Consider the following 16,395-nt stretch of genomic DNA (forward strand, 5'->3'; position numbering starts at 1 on the left):
GCCGCCGGCCGCCAGCCACATCAGCAGCAGGCCGCGGCTCACAACGAACAACCCACACCACCTCCACCGGCCCCGTGATGGTTCGCCCGAAGGGACCAGCCTCCAGTCGACCGAGACTTCTCCGGAGCTGATGTGGGGAAGGGCAGGTCCTCGACGCCGAAGGGATCGGACCTCCGCGTAAGTCGGGACGGGTACGAGTACACGTACGAGTTCCTACAAGTGGTACGCCGCGAACCCTGTCAACCGCGGGTCCACACCGGCGCTCGAGAACTGGATGGGCAGCACCGGCTCCGGTGTCGACGTCGTAATCCACGGCGGCAAGCCGCGCCGGCCGCACGGTGCTCCAGCGGCGCCTCGAACTGCCGACCGACCTCGCCGTCAGCCGCCAGACCGCAGAAGTGCGCAGGACCGACGTCCACGGCCGCACGTTGACCGAGACCCTCACCTTCGGGGTCACCGAGTCGCTCACACACCGAGGGAGAGGCGAGGTCTGCAGACCCCGCCTCTCCACCGTCCGGCTCACCATCGCTGACAACGCGGGAAAACGCAGAATGCTCTGTTAGCTGTGCAGCGGGAGCCAAGCCCTACCAGCAGGGTCGGCCCTTGCCTACGAGGGGGATATTTGGCTCTTCTTACTTCGGGTGGGGGTTGGGTGACACGCCGGTGCGGCGGTTGAGCGTGTGAGGGGGTCGAGGTCTTCAGGATCGGTAGCGACCAAGCAACCGGACCTCGAAGAAGACCTCGACCCGTGTCTGACGATACGTTCCCTGTCTCGTGCTGCCCAGCGCGCGGCGCTGGTGACTCGCCCTACTGCGACCGCTGCGATCTGCTGGTCGGGCTCGACGGCGTGCATGTCACCGCCGTCGAGCGCGACGACGGCAGCGGCGTCCTGACGGTGACGGTGGAGTCCGCGCCCCGGCTGGAGGGGTGCCCGCGGTGCGGGGTGGTCGCGGTGAGCCGGGGCCGGTCCGTGGTGGAGCTGATCGACGCCCCGATGGCGGGCCGGCCGGTACGGATCCGGTGGCGCAAGCGCTCGTGGCGCTGCCCGGACCGGGCCTGCCCGACGGGGGCGTTCACCGAGCAGAACCCGGCCGTCGCCGCCCCGAGGGCCCTGCTGACCACCCGCGCGGTGGACTGGGCGGTGGGACAGCTGCGCCGGGAGAACGCCTCCGTCCAGGGCCTCGCCCGCCAGCTCGGCGTCTCCTGGCGGACCGCCTGGCGCGCGATCAAGCCCGTCCTGGCCCGGGCGGCGGCCGATGAGTCCCGCTTCACCGGTGTCTCCACCCTGGGGGTCGACGAGCACATCTGGCACCACGTCTCGGTCAAGGACCGCGGCCCGAAGGAACTGACCGGCATGGTGGACCTGACCCGCGACCACACCGGCAAGGTCCGCGCCCGGCTGCTCGACCTGGTCCCCGGCCGCTCGACGAAAACCTACGCGGACTGGCTCAAGGCCCGCGGCAAGGACTTCCGCGACCGCGTCCAGATCGCCACGCTGGACCCGTTCTCGGGCTACAAGCGGGCGATCGACGACGAGCTCGAGGACGCCACCGCGGTCCTGGACGCCTTTCACGTCATCCGCCTGGGCACCGCCGCCGTCGACGAGGTCCGCCGCCGCGTCCAGCAACAGACCCTCGGCCACCGCGGCCGCAAGGGCGACCCGCTCTACGGCATCCGCAATATCCTGCGCGCCGGCATCGAGAACCTCACCGACCGCCAGTGGCACCGCCTCACCCGCGCCGTCACCGCCGACGAGCGCCACGAGGAAGTCTTCCTCGCCTTCCAGTGCGCCCAAGCCCTGCGCGCGGCCTACAAGGCCACCGACCCGGCCGCCGGGCGCCGGCAGGCGGAGAAGATCCTCAACACCTTCCACACCTGCCCCATCCCCGAGATCGCCCGCCTCGGACGCACCCTGCGCCGGTGGCGCGAGGCCTTCCTGGCCTACTTCACCACCGACCGGGCCACGAACGGCGGCACCGAGGCCGTCAACGGCCTCATCGAGCTCCACCGCCGCATCGCCCGCGGCTTCCGCAACTACGACAACTACCGCCTCCGCATGCTCCTCATCGCCGGCGGCCTAACCCCGTGAACCCACCCGAAGTAAGAAGAGCCGGATATTTGCCACGAGAGACGGAATGCCACTCAGGCACCGATCCCAACCATGTGCGTGCTCTGAGACTGCACATCCGGGACGTTCAATTCTTGTGTCGGGGATCGCCACGAGCTAAAGCTCTACGAGCATGTCTTGCGCGTGGGATGATTCGGACGTGCCCGAGTTCGAACACTTCCTGCTTACGCGGTTCAACGTCCGCCACGAGGTCCGCGCGTCAGACGACTGGTTGCGGCATCGGCTGCAGTACTTCGAATCCGTGTGCCTGCCCTCCGTCAAGGCACAGACGACGAAGGTTGACCGTTGGCTTGTGTTCCTCGACGCCGAGCGGGATGCCTGGTTCGAGGACCGGATCACCCGCCTCGCTGGCGACACCTTTGAGCCCGTTTGGGTGGACGGGCCGTTCTTGCCCGAGATTGCCGCCCGGGAGACGCTCGCCAGGTCTTCGGCGCCGTGGGTAATCACGACGCGCATGGACAACGACGACGCCCTCGCACGGGACTTCATCGAAGCGATCCAGTCGCAGTTCCGCCACGAGCGCGAGTTCCTCAACTTCCAGGCCGGGCTGCAGCTCTCCGAGGACGGACGCCTGTTTTACCGATCCGACCCGTCGAATGCCTTCGTCTCGCTCGTGGAGCCCCGCGAAGAGCTGGTGACCGTCTTCGTGGACTGGCACGACCGGATCGCTGAGCATGGCCCCGTCCGCCAGATCGTCGCGGCGCCGATGTGGTTGCAGATGGTTCACGGTCGCAACATCGGGAACCAGATTCGGGGGATACGCGCCAACCCCGCCCTGCTGGCGGAGTGGTTCGACGTGCACCGTGAGGCGGTGCCGGTCGATCGGTTGCACCTCGTGGCGGATCAGGTGCGCTCGGCGGCTGGCCTCGGCCTGCGAGTGATCCGTAAGCCGCACCGCGTGGTATGGGCGCTCCGCGTGGCCATCAACCGGATTGCGGCTAAACGGTGAGGCGCTCCGACCGCAGAGCGAGTCCACGCCTATAGCTACGTCGCCCTGGACGACACGGGTTCCAGGCGGGGTTAATTACGTCCTGCTTAGGAGGCGAGCGCCGTCGGCGCGGGTGCGAACGCCTGGAACGTCGATACGACTGCAACTTCTCCGCCCCGGCGTCGCAGGCCGCCCAAATCTCGGTGTGGGCACCATGAGGGCCGGGGACGTCGAGGGCAGGGCCGACTGCACCCTTGGCATGGCATAGTCGCGGAGCGTCATCTTCTTGATCCAGTGCTCGCGGCCTTCCGGGTCGCATTGCGGTCTGGGGCGGTGACGGCGACTGGAAAGGGACAGGCACCGGGGAACCTGGCCGGTCGGTCATCTACGAGCCGCTGGGCAAAGGCGACAAGGGTGTCGGCCGTGGCAGGCGGGAAAAGAATCTGCCCCCCTGGACAGCGCGGACCGATCCGTCACATGCTAACGGGGTAATATCGGGCGAGGACTCCTCCAACTCTCGTCGGTACCTGTCCCGTGCAGCTCCTCCACCGCCACAGTGGGCGGGAACGTACCGAGGACCGAGCGCCGACACCGACCGACAGGACCAGCTGAGTCGAATGCCCGCCTTGCAGCCACCGGACGCGGGTGAGGCGATGATCCTGGACCCGGCTGTGCCGGACGTGGCCCCTCCCCCGCCGGCCCCGCCGACGGAGACCGACGAGGCCGTGCACATGCTGGCCATGGCGCAGCGCTACGCCGACGCGACCCGGGCCGAGGCGGAACGGCTGCGGGCCGAGGCGGAACGGCTGCACGAGCAAGCCGAGCAGGCCCGTCGCGCCGCCCGCGCACAGCTGGACCAGGCGCAGGAGGAGTCCACCCAGCTGGTGCAGGACGCCGCCGAGCAGGCGGCGCTCGTGCTGGCGGAGGCGGACCGGGCCCGCGACGAGGTGCTCGCCCAGGCGGAGTCGACCGCCGTGGTGCTGCGCTCGCGCGCCGAGCGTTCCGCCGTCGACGCCGAGACGCGGTCGGCCGGCCTGGTCGAAGAGGCGCGCCAGCGCAGCCGGCAGCTCCTCGCGGAGGCGGAGGCCGAGGTCGAGCGGCGCACGGCCGCCCTCGTCGCCGAGGCGGAGCGCGTCCGGCAGGCGGCCACGGAGGAGGCGGCCCGCGCGGTCGAGACGGCCCTCGCGGAGGCCGAGCAGCTCCGCACGGGCGCCGCCGAGGCCGCCGACGCGATGCGACACGCGGCAACTTCCGAGCTGGAGCGGGCCCGCAGCCAAGCCGCGGCCGAGCTCGCCACGGCGGCCGAGCAGGCCGGGCGCATCCGGGACGAGGCGAGGGCCACCGCGGAGGCGGACATCGCCGTCGCTGCGGAGCAGATGGCGTGGACGCAGCGCACGGTCGAGCAGCTGGTGGCCGCCGCCGAGCTGGAGGCGGAGCGGCTGCACCGTCAGGGGCACGCGGCCGGTGCCGAGAAGGTCCGTGCGGTCCGCCGTCGGCTGCAGCCGGTGATCGCCGCCGCCGCGGCCAAGGTCCGGGCGCGCCTGGAGGCCGCGGACGACGCCGCGGCGGCCGTGCGCGCCGAGGCCGACCAGCACCTGGAGTCCGCGCGGGCGGCGGCCGAGGCCGAGCGCCGCCGCGCCCACGAGGAGGCCGGCCGGGTGCTGGCGGAGGCGGAGGCCCGGGCCATCGCGATGGTCGAGCGGGCGGAGCGCCGCCTGGCCGGCGCCGAGCAGGGCGCCCGCGTCCTGCGCGAGCAGGCGGCCCAGCAGGCCGGCGCCGCCCAGCGCGAGGCGCAGGACCGCCGTCGCGACGCCCGCACCGAGGCGGCGAGCATCGTGGCCGAGGCGCGCGCCGAGGCCGACGAGCTGCGCACCCGCGCCCACGAGCTGCTCGACGGCGCCCGCGCCGAGGTCCGCACCCTGAGCCTGCGCCGGGACCGGATCGCCGCCGAGCTCGGTCAGCTCTCCGGTGTCATCGACGCCCTCGCCGTCCCCGACCCCTCCCCCGGCACGACCCTGAGCGACCTCACCACCCACCACGACAAGGAACCCGACGCCCGATGAGCCAGACATCCTTCCGCACCGTCCTGCGCGGCTACGACCCCGCCGAGGTCGACGAGCACCTGCGCCAGCTGGCCGGGGAGCTGCAGAGCGCCCGCGAGCACACCGACGAGCTCGGCCGCCGCGTGCAGGCGCTCGAGGCCGCCGAGTCCGCCGCGGCCGCCGCCGTCGCCGAGGCCCGGCGTGAGGCGGACGAGGCCCGCCGCCGGGCCGAGGAGCCCGCGCCGGAGCCGACGTGGGCCGACTTCGGCAAGCGGATCGGCGCCATCCTCGAGCTGGCGGAGGAGGAGGCCGCGGAGCTGCGCGACGCCGCCCGCCGGGAGATCGAGGAGCAGCGCCGCGAGCTCGCGGAGACCGCCGAGCGCGTCCGGGCCGACGCCGACCGCTACGCCGCCCAGACCCGCAGCGCCGCGGAGACCGAGGCGGCCCGCACCCTGGAGCACGCGCGCCGCGAGGCCGACGACATCCTCGACCAGGCCGACCGCGACGCCACCGCCCGCCGCGAGGAGGCCGAGGCCGTCTACGAGCAGCAGCGCGCCCGCGCGGCGCAGGCCGCCGCCGACTTCGAGACCACCCTGGCGCAGCGCCGCCAGCAGGCGGAGGAGGACTTCGCGGCCCGCTCCATCGCCGCCGAGCAGCAGCTGGTGGCCCAGCAGAACCAGGCGGAGGCGATCCGCTACGAGAGCGAGCAGCAGCTGGCCGACGCCGAGCAGAAGGCCCGGCGCACCGTGGAGGAGGCCGAGCGGCAGGCGCAGCAGCTCCTCGGCGAGGCCAAGGCCCGCGCCGAGCGGATCCGCAACGAGTCCGAGCGCGAGCTGGTGGCGGCCACGCAGCGCCGCGACAGCATCAACGCCCAGCTCTCCAACGTCCGGCAGATGCTCGCCACCCTCACCGGCACCAGCGTGCCGGTGGACGCCCTGACCGGCGCGCCCGTCACCGGCGCGCAGCCGGTGCCGAGCGAGCCAGCCGTGACCGACGGCGACCGGGCGGCGGAGGCCGACAGCGACGCGGCCGAGCCCGTCGCCGTCGAGGGGGCGACCGACCCCGCCGAGGCCGGGGGCAACTCTGCCGAGGAGGCTCCGGCCGAGCCTTCCGAGGACGCGGCCGAGGAAGCGCCCGCCCCTCCCGCCGACGGCGACACCACCGAGTCTGCCGAGGACGCCGCGGCCGGGCCGGCCGGAAAGGTGACAGCGGCCAGCCGCTGAGCCGAAGGCCGCGGCTGCGACCACGACCGCGACCACCCGCGAGAATGCCCTGACTGCCCGAATCCGTCACCGGACGGGCAGTCACGGCGTTCTCGGCGGACCGTCGTGGCCACGGTGCCGCCGGTCAGATCACCGCGGCGCGTACCGCCGCTCGGGCCGGCCAACCTCGCCGTACCGCAGCCGCACCTCGGCGCGACCCGTCTCGGCGAGGTGCTCGAGGTAGCGCCGGGCGCTGACCCGGGAGATCCCGGCCGCCTCCGCGGCCTCGGCGGCGGAGAGGTCGCCCCCGGCGTCGGCGAGCACCTGCCCGACCAGCTGGAGCGTCTCGACGCTGAGCCCCTTCGGCAGCGCGGCCGCCGTCTGCTTCGGGGTGGCGAAGAGCCGGTCCACGTCGGTCTGCTCCGGCGTCGCGCCCGGCGCCAGGGCCCGGTGGGTCTGCCGGTAGTGCTGGAGCCGCTCGCGCAGGTCAGAAAAGGTGAACGGCTTCATCAGGTACTGCACGGCCCCGCTGCGCACCGCCCGCTTGACCGTGTCCGCCTCCCGGGCGGCGGTGACCACGATGACGTCCATGTCCGGCGCCGCCTCCCGCATGCCCGCCAGGATGTCCAGCCCGGAGGGGCCGGGCAGGAAGACGTCGAGCAGCACCAGGTCCGGCTGCAGGCGGGAGGCGGCCTCGAGTGCCGCCGCCGGGTCGTGCACCACCCCGACCACCTCGAAGCCCTCGCACCGGCGCACGAACCCCTCGTGGATCCGGGCCACCATGTAGTCGTCGTCGACGATCAGCACGCCGATCACGCCGCCACCTCCTTCTTGCGCAACCGCGCGACAAACACCGCGCCGTCGTCGTTGTGCACGCTCACGTCCCCGCCGCGCCGGCGGCACACCAGCCGCACCAGCGCCAGGCCGAACCCGCGCCCGCCCACCTGGTCCGAGCCCTTGGTGGTGTACCCGGAACGGAACAGCCGCTCCGCCGCGGCGTCGTCGATCCCGGGCCCGGAGTCGTGCACCCGCACGGTCACCGCCTCCTCGTCCTCGGTCAGCGCCACCTCCACCAGCTTCTCCGCGGCCCCGGCGACGGCGTCGAGCGCGTTGTCCACCAGGTTGCCCACCACGGAGACCAGGTCCCGGGAGAGCTCCTCGTCCACCCGCGCCACCGCCGAGTCCTCCGCCAGCACCAGCCGCGCCCCGCGCTCGGCGGCCAGGGAGTCCTTGGCGATGAGCAGGGCCGCGATCGGCGGGTCCGAGATCCGCGCGGTGATCTGCGTGTACAGGCTGTCGCGGTGGCGGCTCACGCCCTCGACGAAGCGCACCGCCTCCTCGTACTCCTCGAGCTGGAGCAGCCCGGAGATCGTGTGCAGCTGGTTGGAGAACTCGTGCGTCTGCGCCCGCAGCGTCCCGGTGGTGCGTCGCGAGGTGTCCAGCGCCCGCTCCAGCGCCTTCAGCTCCGTGCGGTCGCGCATGGTGGTCACCGACCCGATCACCGCGCCGTGGGAGCGCACCGGCATCCGGTTGAGCACCAGCAGCCGCGATCCCACCACCACCAGCCGGTCCCGGGTGGCGTCCTCCGTCAGCGCCTCGCGCAGCTCCGCGTCCGCGGTCAGCTCGGCCAGCGGGCGCCCGACGGCGTCCGGCGGCAGGGCGAGCAGGCGCCGCCCGGCGTCGTTCAGCAGCGTCACCCGGCCGGCGGTGTCCAGGGCGACGACGCCCTCGCGGATCCCGTGCAGCAGCGCCTCGCGGTGCTCGACCAGCCCGGCGATCTCCGTGGGCTCCAGCCCGAGGGTCTGCCGCTTGACCCTCCGGGCGAGCATGGTGGAGCCGATGACGCCGATCGTCGTGGCCAGCCCCACGTACACCAGCAGGCTCGGACCGGCCAGGGCCAGGCGCTCGGTGACCGCGGGCAGCTCCCGCTCCACCCGGGCGACCCCGACCAGCGCGCCGTCGTCGTCGAGCACCGGCACCTCCGCGGCGACGGCGGAGCCGCCGGCCACCGGGCCGACCCAGGACCGCGAGGTCGGGACGTCGGGCCGGTCGTCCCTCAGCACCTGCCCCACCTCGTCCGGGCGGGCGGACTCCAGCACGGTGCGGTCGGGGCGCAGCAGGACGACGACGTCGGAGCCCGAGACCGTCCGCACCGTCTCCCCCACCGCGGCCAGCGGGGCGCTCCCGCCGGGCAGCGCCGTCGGGACGAGCGTGCGCACGGTGGGGTTGCCGGCCAGGTTCTCCGCGGCGGAGAGCGCCCGGCGGTTCTCCACCCGCTGGAGCTGCTCGCCGGTCTGGGCGAAGGAGAGCACGCCGACCGTGAGGACCACCAGCGCGACGATGACGAGCTGGAGCACGAGGAACTGCCCGGCCAGGGTCATCCGGTTCCTGCGCATCTCCACCTCCGTCCGGCCGTCGGCCGTGCCGCCCGGGCCCGCGGGGCGCTCCCGCACGGCCTGCCCGCCCGCGCGGAACGCCGTCGCGCCGTCGTCGGCACGTCCACCGGGCCGAGGGGGCGAGCACATCGTGCCACCCCGCGGGACGCCGCCGGGGCCGGGGACGCCCCGCGGCCCGTGACCACAAAGAACTCAACGACCGCTGCGACCGCAACGGTGATGGCGGCTGCGCCGTCGTCCATGATCGTCCACGTTCCTGCCCCCTCGACGAAGAGGCCGACGATGCTTCGCTCCACGTTCAAGATTCCCGCGCTGGTCGCCGGCGCCGCCCTCGCCCTGGCCGCCTGCGGCGTCACCGGCACCGAGGCCGAGCCCGCCGCCGGCGGCGCCACCACCGGCACCGGCGAGGCCGAGCCGCTCACCGACAAGCGCATCATGGTCCCCAACTCCGCCGGCGGCGGGTACGACCAGACCGCCCGCACCGCCGCGCAGGTCATGGAGGAGACCGGCATCTCCTCCGGCCTGGAGGTCTTCAACCTCGAGGGCGCCGGCGGCACCGTGGGCCTGGCCCGCACCGTCTCCGAGTCCGGCAACGGCGACCTCGCCATGCTCATGGGCCTCGGCGTGGTCGGCGCCAGCTACACCAACGAGTCCGAGGCCACCCTCACCGAGACCACCCCGCTGGCCAAGCTCATCGAGGAGCCCGGCGCGATCATGGTCCCCGCCGACTCCGAGTTCCAGACCATCGACGACCTCGTCGAGGCCTGGAAGGCCGACCCGGGCGGCCTGGCCGTGGGCGGCGGCTCCAACCCCGGCGGCCCCGACCACCTCCTGCCCATGCAGCTGGCCCAGGCCGTCGGCATCGAGCCGGCGGAGGTCAACTTCGTCTCCTACGACGGCGGCGGCGACCTCCTCCCCGCGATCCTCGGCTCCAAGATCGGCTTCGCCACCTCCGGGGCGGGCGAGTTCAAGGACCAGATCGAGACGGGCGAGATCCGCGTGCTGGCCGTCTCCTCCGAGGAGCCCGTCGAGGGCATCGACGCCCCCACGCTCACCGAGTCGGGCATCGACCTGGTGTTCACCAACTGGCGCGGCATCGTCGCCCCGCCGGAGATCGACGACGCCGACCGCGACGCCTGGATCGCCGCCCTGGAGGAGATGCATGGGACGCCGGAGTGGGAGGCGGCGCTGGAGAAGAACGGCTGGACCGACGCCTTCATCACCGGCGACGAGTACGCCGACTTCCTCACCGAGCAGGACGAGCGCGTGGCGAACGTCCTGCAGGAGCTCGGGCTGGCATGAGCTCCGCAGCCATGAGCGGTCCCGGTCGCGGCGACGCGGCCGGGGCCGGCGGCGCCCCCGTGGCGGCGGGGCGGGGGCGGCTCGCCGGCCGGTCCGAGCTGGGCGTCGCCGCCCTCCTCGCCGTGCTCGGCGTGGTCATCCTCCTGGACACGATCGGCCTGGAGGCCCCGTACTCCCAGTCCGACCCGGTCGGGCCCAAGGCGCTGCCGTACATCGTCGCCGGCCTCCTCCTCGTGTGCGCGGTCGTCCTCGCGATCGACGTGGTGCGTGGCGGGCGCGGCGAGGCCGAGGGCGGGGAGGACGTGGACCTGACCCACCCGACCGACTGGCGCACCGTGGTGCCGCTGGTGGCCGTCTTCGCCGCGAACATCGCGCTGGTGGACACCCTCGGGTGGGTGCTCTCCGGCACGCTGCTCTTCTTCGGCTCCGTGGTGGCCCTCGGCAGCCGGCACTACGTGCGCGACCTGGTCGTCTCCGTGCTGCTCGCGCTGGGCAGCTTCTACGGGTTCTACCTCGGCCTGGGCATCCCCCTGCCCGCCGGGCTCCTGGAGGGGGTGCTCTGATGGACGTGGTCAACGCCCTCGCCGACGGGTTCGTCACCGCGGCGACACCGGTCAACCTCCTCTACGCCGTCATCGGCGTGCTGCTGGGCACCGCGGTCGGCGTCCTGCCGGGGCTGGGCCCGGCCATGACGGTGGCCCTGCTGCTGCCCGTCACCTTCGCCCTGGAGCCCACGAGCGCCTTCATCATGTTCGCCGGCATCTACTACGGCGGCATGTACGGCGGGTCCACCACGTCGATCCTGCTCAACACCCCCGGCGAGTCCTCCACCGTGGTCACCGCGATCGAGGGCCACAAGATGGCCAAGGCCGGCCGCGCCGCGCAGGCGCTGGCGACGGCGGCCATCGGCTCCTTCGTGGCCGGCACCATCGGCACCGCGCTGCTGGCGTTCTTCGCGCCGGTGGTGGTGCGCTTCGCCATCGAGCTCGGCGCGCCGAGCTACCTGGCGATCATGCTGCTGTCCCTGGTGGCCGTCACCGCGGTGCTCGGGAAGTCGCGGGTGCGCGGGTTCTCCGCCCTGGCGCTCGGGCTCGCGATCGGGCTCATCGGGCTCGACCCGGTGACCGGGCAGCGGCGCCTGACCTACGGCGAGGCGCAGCTGGCCGACGGGATCGACATCGTGGTCATCGCCGTGGCGATCTTCGCCGTCGGCGAGGCGCTGTGGGTGGCCGCCCACCTGCGCCGCTCCTCCTCCTCGGTCATCCCCGTGGGGCGGCCGTGGATGTCCCGCTCGGACTGGCGGCGCTCGTGGAAGCCGTGGCTGCGCGGCACCGCGTTCGGGTTCCCGTTCGGGGCGCTGCCCGCGGGCGGGGCGGAGATCCCCACGTTCCTCTCCTACGTCACCGAGAAGCGGCTGACCAAGCACCCCGAGGAGTTCGGGCACGGCGCGATCGAGGGCGTGGCCGGGCCGGAGGCGGCGAACAACGCCTCCGCGGCCGGGACGCTCGTGCCGATGCTCTCCCTCGGCCTGCCCACCAACGCCACCGCGGCCGTCATGCTCGCCGCGTTCATCCAGTTCGGCATCCAGCCCGGCCCGCTGCTGCTCGAGCGGGAGCCGGAGCTGGTGTGGGGCCTGATCGCCTCGCTGTTCATCGGCAACGCGCTGCTGCTGGTGATCAACCTGCCGCTGGCGCCGGCGTGGGCGAAGCTGCTGCAGATCCCGCGGCCCTACCTGTACGCCGGGATCATCTTCTTCGCCACGCTGGGCGCGTACTCGGTGAACCTGCAGTGGTTCGACCTCGTGCTGCTCCTCGTCCTCGGGCTGCTGGGGCTGCTGATGCGCCGCTACGGGCTGCCCGTGCTGCCGCTGATCATCGGCGTCATCATCGGCCCGCTCGCCGAGCGGCAGCTCCGCCAGGCGCTGCAGCTCTCCGCCGGCAGCCCGTCCGGGCTGTTCGACGAGCCGCTCGCCGTCGCGGTCTACGTGATCATCGCGATCATCCTGCTGTGGCCGTTCCTCGCGGCCGGTGTGCGGAGGGCCCGAGGCACCACCCCCTCCGGTGAGACGTCGCCTGCTCGCCGGGACGTCACCGAACCGGCGGCCGGATCCCCGGACCCCGGGCAGCGGCCCGAGTCCGACGTCGTCCCGCCCGTCCGGGCCGACCACGCGGCCGACACCTCCACCCCGACCACACCCACGGAGCACAGATGACCATCGTCGTCGGCTACATCCCGACCCCGGAGGGGTACGCCGCCCTCCAGCACGCCATCACGGTGGCCCGGAAGGAGGAGTCGCTGCTCGTCGTCGTGAACTCCTCCCGCGGGGAGGCCGCGGCCGACCCGCGGGTGCTCTCCGAGGACCAGATCGGCACCGCCGAGGAGCAGCTGGGCGAGGCGGGCGTCGAGCACCTGCTCGTCCAGCCCTCGCGCGGGCGGTCCGCCGCGGACGAGGTGCTCACCGCCGCGGACGAGCACCGGGCGGAGCTGATCGTCATCGGGCTGCGGCGCCGGTCGCCGGTGGGCAAGCTCCTGCTGGGGTCGAACTCGCAGCGGATCCTGCTGGAGGCCACCTGCCCCGTGCTCGCGGTCAAGCCCGACGGCGCGGCGCACCCGGGCGGTGCGGCGTGACGGCGGTGGTCGGCACCGCCGACCTCTACGACCAGTACGAGGAGCGGCTGCAGTCCTGCGACCTCCAGCTCCGCCAGTACGGCGGGCGGCGGACCTTCGCCGGGCCGATCGCCACGGTGCGCTGCCACGAGGACAACGCGCTGGTGAAGGCGGTTCTCGGGACGCCCGGCGAGGGACGGGTGCTCGTGGTCGACGGCGGCGGGTCCCTGCACACGGCGCTGATGGGCGACCTCATCGCCGGCTCGGCCGTGGCGAACGGCTGGGCGGGCGTGGTCATCCACGGGGCGGTGCGCGACGTCGCCGCGCTCGCCGAGCTGGACCTGGGCGTCAAGGCGCTGGGGTCGAACCCGCGCAAGAGCGCGAAGACCGGGGCCGGCGAGCGCGACGTCGTCGTCTCGTTCGGCGGCGCGACGTTCGCCCCCGGTGCGCAGCTGGTGAGCGACGACGACGGCGTCGTGGTCCTGCCGGGCTGAGGTCTCGCGACGGCGGAGGGGGCGGGGTCTGACGGACCCCGCCCCTTGGTCGTCGGTTTCCGGCCGGCACTCCCCTGCCGTTCCGCACCGGCAGCCCGGCGCCTACGCTGGGGTCAGCCCGCAACGACGCGGGCTCACGGTCGCACGGTGGACCGGACCAGTCCTTGGAGCTCCCATGCGACGCTCGCTCCCCCGCCTCTTCGGCCGGGCACTTCTCGGCCTCGGCCTCGGTGCCGCCCTCCTGGCGGCGGGCGGACCGGCCTCCGCCGGGGCCGACGACGACGGCGGCGCGGAGCCGCCGCTCGTCGTGCACACCGAGGACGGCGCGGTGCGGGGCACCATGGAGGAGGGCCACCGCCTCTTTCAGGGCATCCCGTTCGCCGCGCCCCCGGTCGGCAACCTGCGGTTCCGGCCGCCGGCGCCGGTCGAGCCGTGGGAGGGCGTGCGCGACGCGACCGAGCTGGGCAGCCCCTGCCCCCAGCCGCAGCCGCCCGACTTCGCCACCGTCCCGTGGGTGGACGAGGACTGCCTGTCCCTCAACGTGACGACGCCGGCCGGCCTGGACGGCCGGCGCGGTGACGTGCCCGTCATGGTGTGGATCCACGGCGGCTTCTTCCTCGTCGGCACCGGCTCGCAGTACGACGCGCGCAAGCTCGCCGTCGACGGCGACGTGGTGGTGGTGACGATCAACTACCGGCTCGGGCCGCTCGGGTTCCTGGCGCAGCGCGACCTCTCCGCCCAGAACGGCGACGTCGCCTCCGTCTGCGCCCAGCTGGCCTCGCCGACGGCGCGCGGGCTGTTCGACCGCGCGATCGCGATGAGCTTCAGCTGCACCCAGCGCTACGACGACCTGCCCACCGCCGAGGCGAGGGGCGACCAGGTCGCCGCGGCGGTCGGCTGCGCCGCCGGGACCGACGTGGCGGCCTGCCTGCGCCAGGCCGGTGTCGAGGAGCTGGTGCGCGCGTGGCTGGGCGCGCTGTCGCTGGGCGGCGCGTTCGTCGTCGGCGGATCGGCCCTGCCGGTCCAGCCGGCGGACGCCATCGCCGCGGGCGAGCGCGCGCGGGTCCCGGTCATGCACGGCAACAACCGCGACGAGAACACCTACTTCACCCCCACCGAGACGCTGGTGTCGACCGGCGCCCCGCCGTCGCCGACGCTCACTGCGGAGGAGTACGCGGCCGAGCTGACCGCGCGCTACGGCGACCGGGCGGAGGAGGTCCTCGCCCGCTACCCGGCCGACGCCTACCCCTCGCCGCTGCGGGCGCTGGCGGCGGTCTTCAGCGACGCGGGCCCGCCGGCCATGGTGTCCACCTGTGCGCACGTCGATGCCTACGAGGCCCTGTCCGCGCCGCGGCGGGCGCGGGTGTACGCCTACCAGTTCCGTGACCGGACGGCGTTCCCGCTGGCCGACTTCCCGTTCCCGGGCTACCCGGAGGGCGCACAGCACGGCTCCGTCCTGCCGTACCTGTTCGAGCTGGGCGCACCGCTGACGCCGGAGCAGCAGGAGCTGTCGGCGACGATGGTCCGCTACTGGACCGCCTTCGCCGCGACCGGCCGGCCGAACCTCCACGATGCCCCCGCCTGGCACCGCTACCGTGACGACGAGGACGTGCAGGGCCTCGACGTCGAGGGCTCCGGCGGTGTGGGCGCGGTGGACGTCCCGGCCGAGTCGCACTGCGACTTCTGGGCCTCCCTCGCCCAGCCCTGACGGGCCCGCGGCCGAGGCGGGCGCACGCCGATACGGCCGCCGTCGAACATCCCCCTCCAAAAACCCCCAGGGGTACAGCGCCTCCCCATATCTTGGGACCCATGGCTGCATTTCTCGTCGCATACGACCTGCGCCGGCCGGGTTGTCAGTACGACGACTTCCTGGCACGGCTCGAGGACTTCCACTCCACGTGCCACGGCCTCGACGCGGGCTGCTTCGTCGCCGCCGACGGCACGGCGGACGAGGTGCGCAACGCCCTGACCCCCCACCTCCACCCGGGCGACGGCCTCATCGTCACGGCCCTCACGCCCGACGACGCGTCCTGGACCGGCCTGGAGCCCGAGGTCCGGCGCTGGATCCACACCCACCTGAGCTGAGCGGGATCAGGCTGCCGGCTCCACGAAGATGACCGTCCTGCGGTTCTTCGCCGCGAGGACCGGGTCGAGCCGGCCGTCCACCCGGTCGACGACGGCGCCGCCCTCCGGCGAGGTGTCGTGGCCGAGCCCCTTGGCGGAGATGCTGTCGGCGGGCACGCCGAGGGCGTCGGCGAGCAGGTCGCGCACCGCCTGAGCCCGTGCCGTCGAGACGCGCGTCCGCCCCTCCTCCGTGCCCGCGGAGCTCGTGATCCCTACGACGCGCACGGTCCCGGGGCACGCGGCCAGCTGCGCCGCGACGTCGGAGACGACCGCGGTGCTCGCCGCCGGGTCGAGGAAGTCTGCGGTGTCGGGCGCGAAGTTCAGGACGGCGTCGGGCAGGTCGACCCGGCAGGTGGCCGGCTCGGCGGGCTCCGCGGGCTCGGTGGTCTCCACCGTCACGGGCTGCCGGGTGAAGCTCACGGGCGTGACCGGCGGCAGGTCTCCGGTGACCGGCTCGCTGACCGGCCGCGGGACGAAGGTGACGGAGGCGGCCCCGGCGGCGGTGAACACCTCGGTCCACAGCCGCTCCAGCCGGCCCTGGTCCGCCTCGGCGAGCGGTGCCTGCGGCTCCTGGGTCAGACCGGCGCCGAGCGAGACGACGGCGCAGCCGCCGAGGTCGGGCAGCTGACCTCCGTCGCGGAGCGCCTCGACGACGTCGCCCACCTCGGCCCCGAGCAGCTCCTGGACCGGCATCGCGCCGGTGGTCTGCAGCAGCGACGACCCGACGACCACGGTGCAGGGGCCTTCCGCGCGGCCGGCGGCACGGAGCGCCTCCCCGACCGCGAGCAGCGGATCCGCCTCGGCGCTGCGCGCGGTCGTACCCGCGATGGCGGCGAGCACCCCGTCGCGGAACGTGAGGATCTGCTCCTCGCGCGTGGCGGGGTTGTTGGCCAGGTCCGTCAGCGGCATGGCCCCGACGATCTGCGGCGTGCCCTCCTCGGAGACCACGCTGACACTGACGCCCTCGACGAGCAGGGGCTCGATCTGCTCCGCGTAGGCCGCCGGTGCGATCCGCGGCATGTTCGCGCGCCCGGCCGCGACGACGGCCAGGGTGCTGCGCTTCCCCGCCGCCCCCGCGCTGGCCCCCTCCCCGCCGCAGGCGGCCGTGAGGAGGAGTGCGGCGACCGCGGCGGCGGCCGCCAGTGCGCGGACGGGCCTCGCACCCATGCTTC

13 protein-coding genes and 1 pseudogene are annotated in these 16,395 nt (G+C 73.8%); 11 read left to right on the forward strand and 3 right to left on the reverse strand.

The annotated features are described in order from the left end of the window. Window positions 1–826: 826 nt before the first annotated feature. The 4 genes and pseudogenes from ABD774_RS06255 to ABD774_RS06270 all read left to right on the forward strand — a co-directional run. The gene (locus ABD774_RS06255; protein WP_425554496.1) at window positions 827–2,089 is read left to right on the forward strand and encodes an ISL3 family transposase; all 1,263 of its coding nucleotides are present in this window, start codon (window positions 827–829) and stop codon (window positions 2,087–2,089) included. A gap of 178 nt (window positions 2,090–2,267) precedes the next feature. Beyond that, complete coding sequence (locus ABD774_RS06260; RefSeq protein ID WP_345038893.1) at window positions 2,268–3,077, forward strand: glycosyltransferase; 810 nt, start codon at window positions 2,268–2,270, stop codon at window positions 3,075–3,077. 605 nt (window positions 3,078–3,682) lie between these two features. After that, window positions 3,683–5,119: a coiled-coil domain-containing protein gene (locus ABD774_RS06265; RefSeq protein WP_345038895.1), complete on the forward strand. Its 1,437-nt coding sequence runs from the start codon at window positions 3,683–3,685 to the stop codon at window positions 5,117–5,119. Then, a pseudogene (locus ABD774_RS06270) lies at window positions 5,116–6,069 on the forward strand (DivIVA domain-containing protein); the annotation flags it as partial. The gene ABD774_RS06265 and the pseudogene ABD774_RS06270, both read left to right, overlap by 4 nt. Window positions 6,070–6,450: 381 nt before the next feature. On the opposite strand, the gene ABD774_RS06275 reads toward ABD774_RS06270, so the two are convergent. Together ABD774_RS06275 and ABD774_RS06280 are read right to left on the reverse strand one after the other, a co-directional pair. Continuing rightward, window positions 6,451–7,116, reverse strand: a complete 666-nt coding sequence (locus tag ABD774_RS06275) for a response regulator (protein WP_345038900.1) — start codon at window positions 7,114–7,116, stop codon at window positions 6,451–6,453. Continuing rightward, window positions 7,113–8,681 (reverse strand): sensor histidine kinase, encoded by a 1,569-nt coding sequence (locus tag ABD774_RS06280; RefSeq protein WP_425554498.1) that lies wholly within the window; start codon window positions 8,679–8,681, stop codon window positions 7,113–7,115. Before ABD774_RS06280 ends, ABD774_RS06275 begins: the two co-directional genes overlap by 4 nt. 297 nt (window positions 8,682–8,978) lie before the next feature. Here ABD774_RS06280 and ABD774_RS06285 point away from each other — a divergent pair, with 297 nt between their 5' ends. From ABD774_RS06285 to ABD774_RS06315, 7 genes are all read left to right on the forward strand, one after another. After that, entirely contained in the window at window positions 8,979–9,998 is a 1,020-nt protein-coding gene (locus ABD774_RS06285) for a Bug family tripartite tricarboxylate transporter substrate binding protein (RefSeq protein WP_345038905.1), read from the forward strand. Next, the gene (locus tag ABD774_RS06290; RefSeq protein WP_345038907.1) at window positions 9,995–10,561 is read left to right on the forward strand and encodes a tripartite tricarboxylate transporter TctB family protein; all 567 of its coding nucleotides are present in this window, start codon (window positions 9,995–9,997) and stop codon (window positions 10,559–10,561) included. Before ABD774_RS06285 ends, ABD774_RS06290 begins: the two co-directional genes overlap by 4 nt. After that, window positions 10,561–12,210 (forward strand): tripartite tricarboxylate transporter permease, encoded by a 1,650-nt coding sequence (locus tag ABD774_RS06295; RefSeq protein ID WP_345038909.1) that lies wholly within the window; start codon window positions 10,561–10,563, stop codon window positions 12,208–12,210. The genes ABD774_RS06290 and ABD774_RS06295 overlap by 1 nt, the downstream gene beginning before the upstream one ends. Next, window positions 12,207–12,626: a universal stress protein gene (locus tag ABD774_RS06300; protein WP_345038912.1), complete on the forward strand. Its 420-nt coding sequence runs from the start codon at window positions 12,207–12,209 to the stop codon at window positions 12,624–12,626. The genes ABD774_RS06295 and ABD774_RS06300 overlap by 4 nt, the downstream gene beginning before the upstream one ends. Before the next feature lie 5 nt (window positions 12,627–12,631). After that, window positions 12,632–13,099, forward strand: coding sequence for a ribonuclease E activity regulator RraA (gene rraA / locus ABD774_RS06305; protein ID WP_345039310.1), 468 nt, complete (start codon window positions 12,632–12,634; stop codon window positions 13,097–13,099). Between the two features lie 175 nt (window positions 13,100–13,274). Continuing rightward, the gene (locus ABD774_RS06310; RefSeq protein WP_345038914.1) at window positions 13,275–14,807 is read left to right on the forward strand and encodes a carboxylesterase/lipase family protein; all 1,533 of its coding nucleotides are present in this window, start codon (window positions 13,275–13,277) and stop codon (window positions 14,805–14,807) included. Window positions 14,808–14,908: 101 nt separating this feature from the next. After that, window positions 14,909–15,184: a hypothetical protein gene (locus ABD774_RS06315; RefSeq protein ID WP_345038916.1), complete on the forward strand. Its 276-nt coding sequence runs from the start codon at window positions 14,909–14,911 to the stop codon at window positions 15,182–15,184. A 6-nt stretch (window positions 15,185–15,190) separates the two neighbouring features. Here ABD774_RS06315 and ABD774_RS06320 read toward each other — a convergent pair whose 3' ends face one another. Beyond that, window positions 15,191–16,390: an OmpA family protein gene (locus tag ABD774_RS06320; RefSeq protein ID WP_345038919.1), complete on the reverse strand. Its 1,200-nt coding sequence runs from the start codon at window positions 16,388–16,390 to the stop codon at window positions 15,191–15,193. Window positions 16,391–16,395 lie beyond the last annotated feature (5 nt).

The sequence above is a fragment of the Georgenia daeguensis genome, assembly GCF_039537705.1.
GTDB lineage: Bacteria > Actinomycetota > Actinomycetes > Actinomycetales > Actinomycetaceae > Georgenia > Georgenia daeguensis.

What these genes read in the sequence shown, in the direction of transcription:
- ABD774_RS06310 (WP_345038914.1), top strand. Translation starts at nt 13,275, where the DNA reads ATGCGACGCTCGCTCCCCCGCCTCTTCGGCCGGGCACTTCTCGGCCTC.
- ABD774_RS06280 (WP_425554498.1), bottom strand. Translation starts at nt 8,681, where the DNA reads ATGACCCTGGCCGGGCAGTTCCTCGTGCTCCAGCTCGTCATCGTCGCG.
- ABD774_RS06285 (WP_345038905.1), top strand. Translation starts at nt 8,979, where the DNA reads ATGCTTCGCTCCACGTTCAAGATTCCCGCGCTGGTCGCCGGCGCCGCC.
- ABD774_RS06295 (WP_345038909.1), top strand. Translation starts at nt 10,561, where the DNA reads ATGGACGTGGTCAACGCCCTCGCCGACGGGTTCGTCACCGCGGCGACA.
- ABD774_RS06290 (WP_345038907.1), top strand. Translation starts at nt 9,995, where the DNA reads ATGAGCTCCGCAGCCATGAGCGGTCCCGGTCGCGGCGACGCGGCCGGG.
- ABD774_RS06315 (WP_345038916.1), top strand. Translation starts at nt 14,909, where the DNA reads ATGGCTGCATTTCTCGTCGCATACGACCTGCGCCGGCCGGGTTGTCAG.
- ABD774_RS06300 (WP_345038912.1), top strand. Translation starts at nt 12,207, where the DNA reads ATGACCATCGTCGTCGGCTACATCCCGACCCCGGAGGGGTACGCCGCC.
- ABD774_RS06320 (WP_345038919.1), bottom strand. Translation starts at nt 16,390, where the DNA reads ATGGGTGCGAGGCCCGTCCGCGCACTGGCGGCCGCCGCCGCGGTCGCC.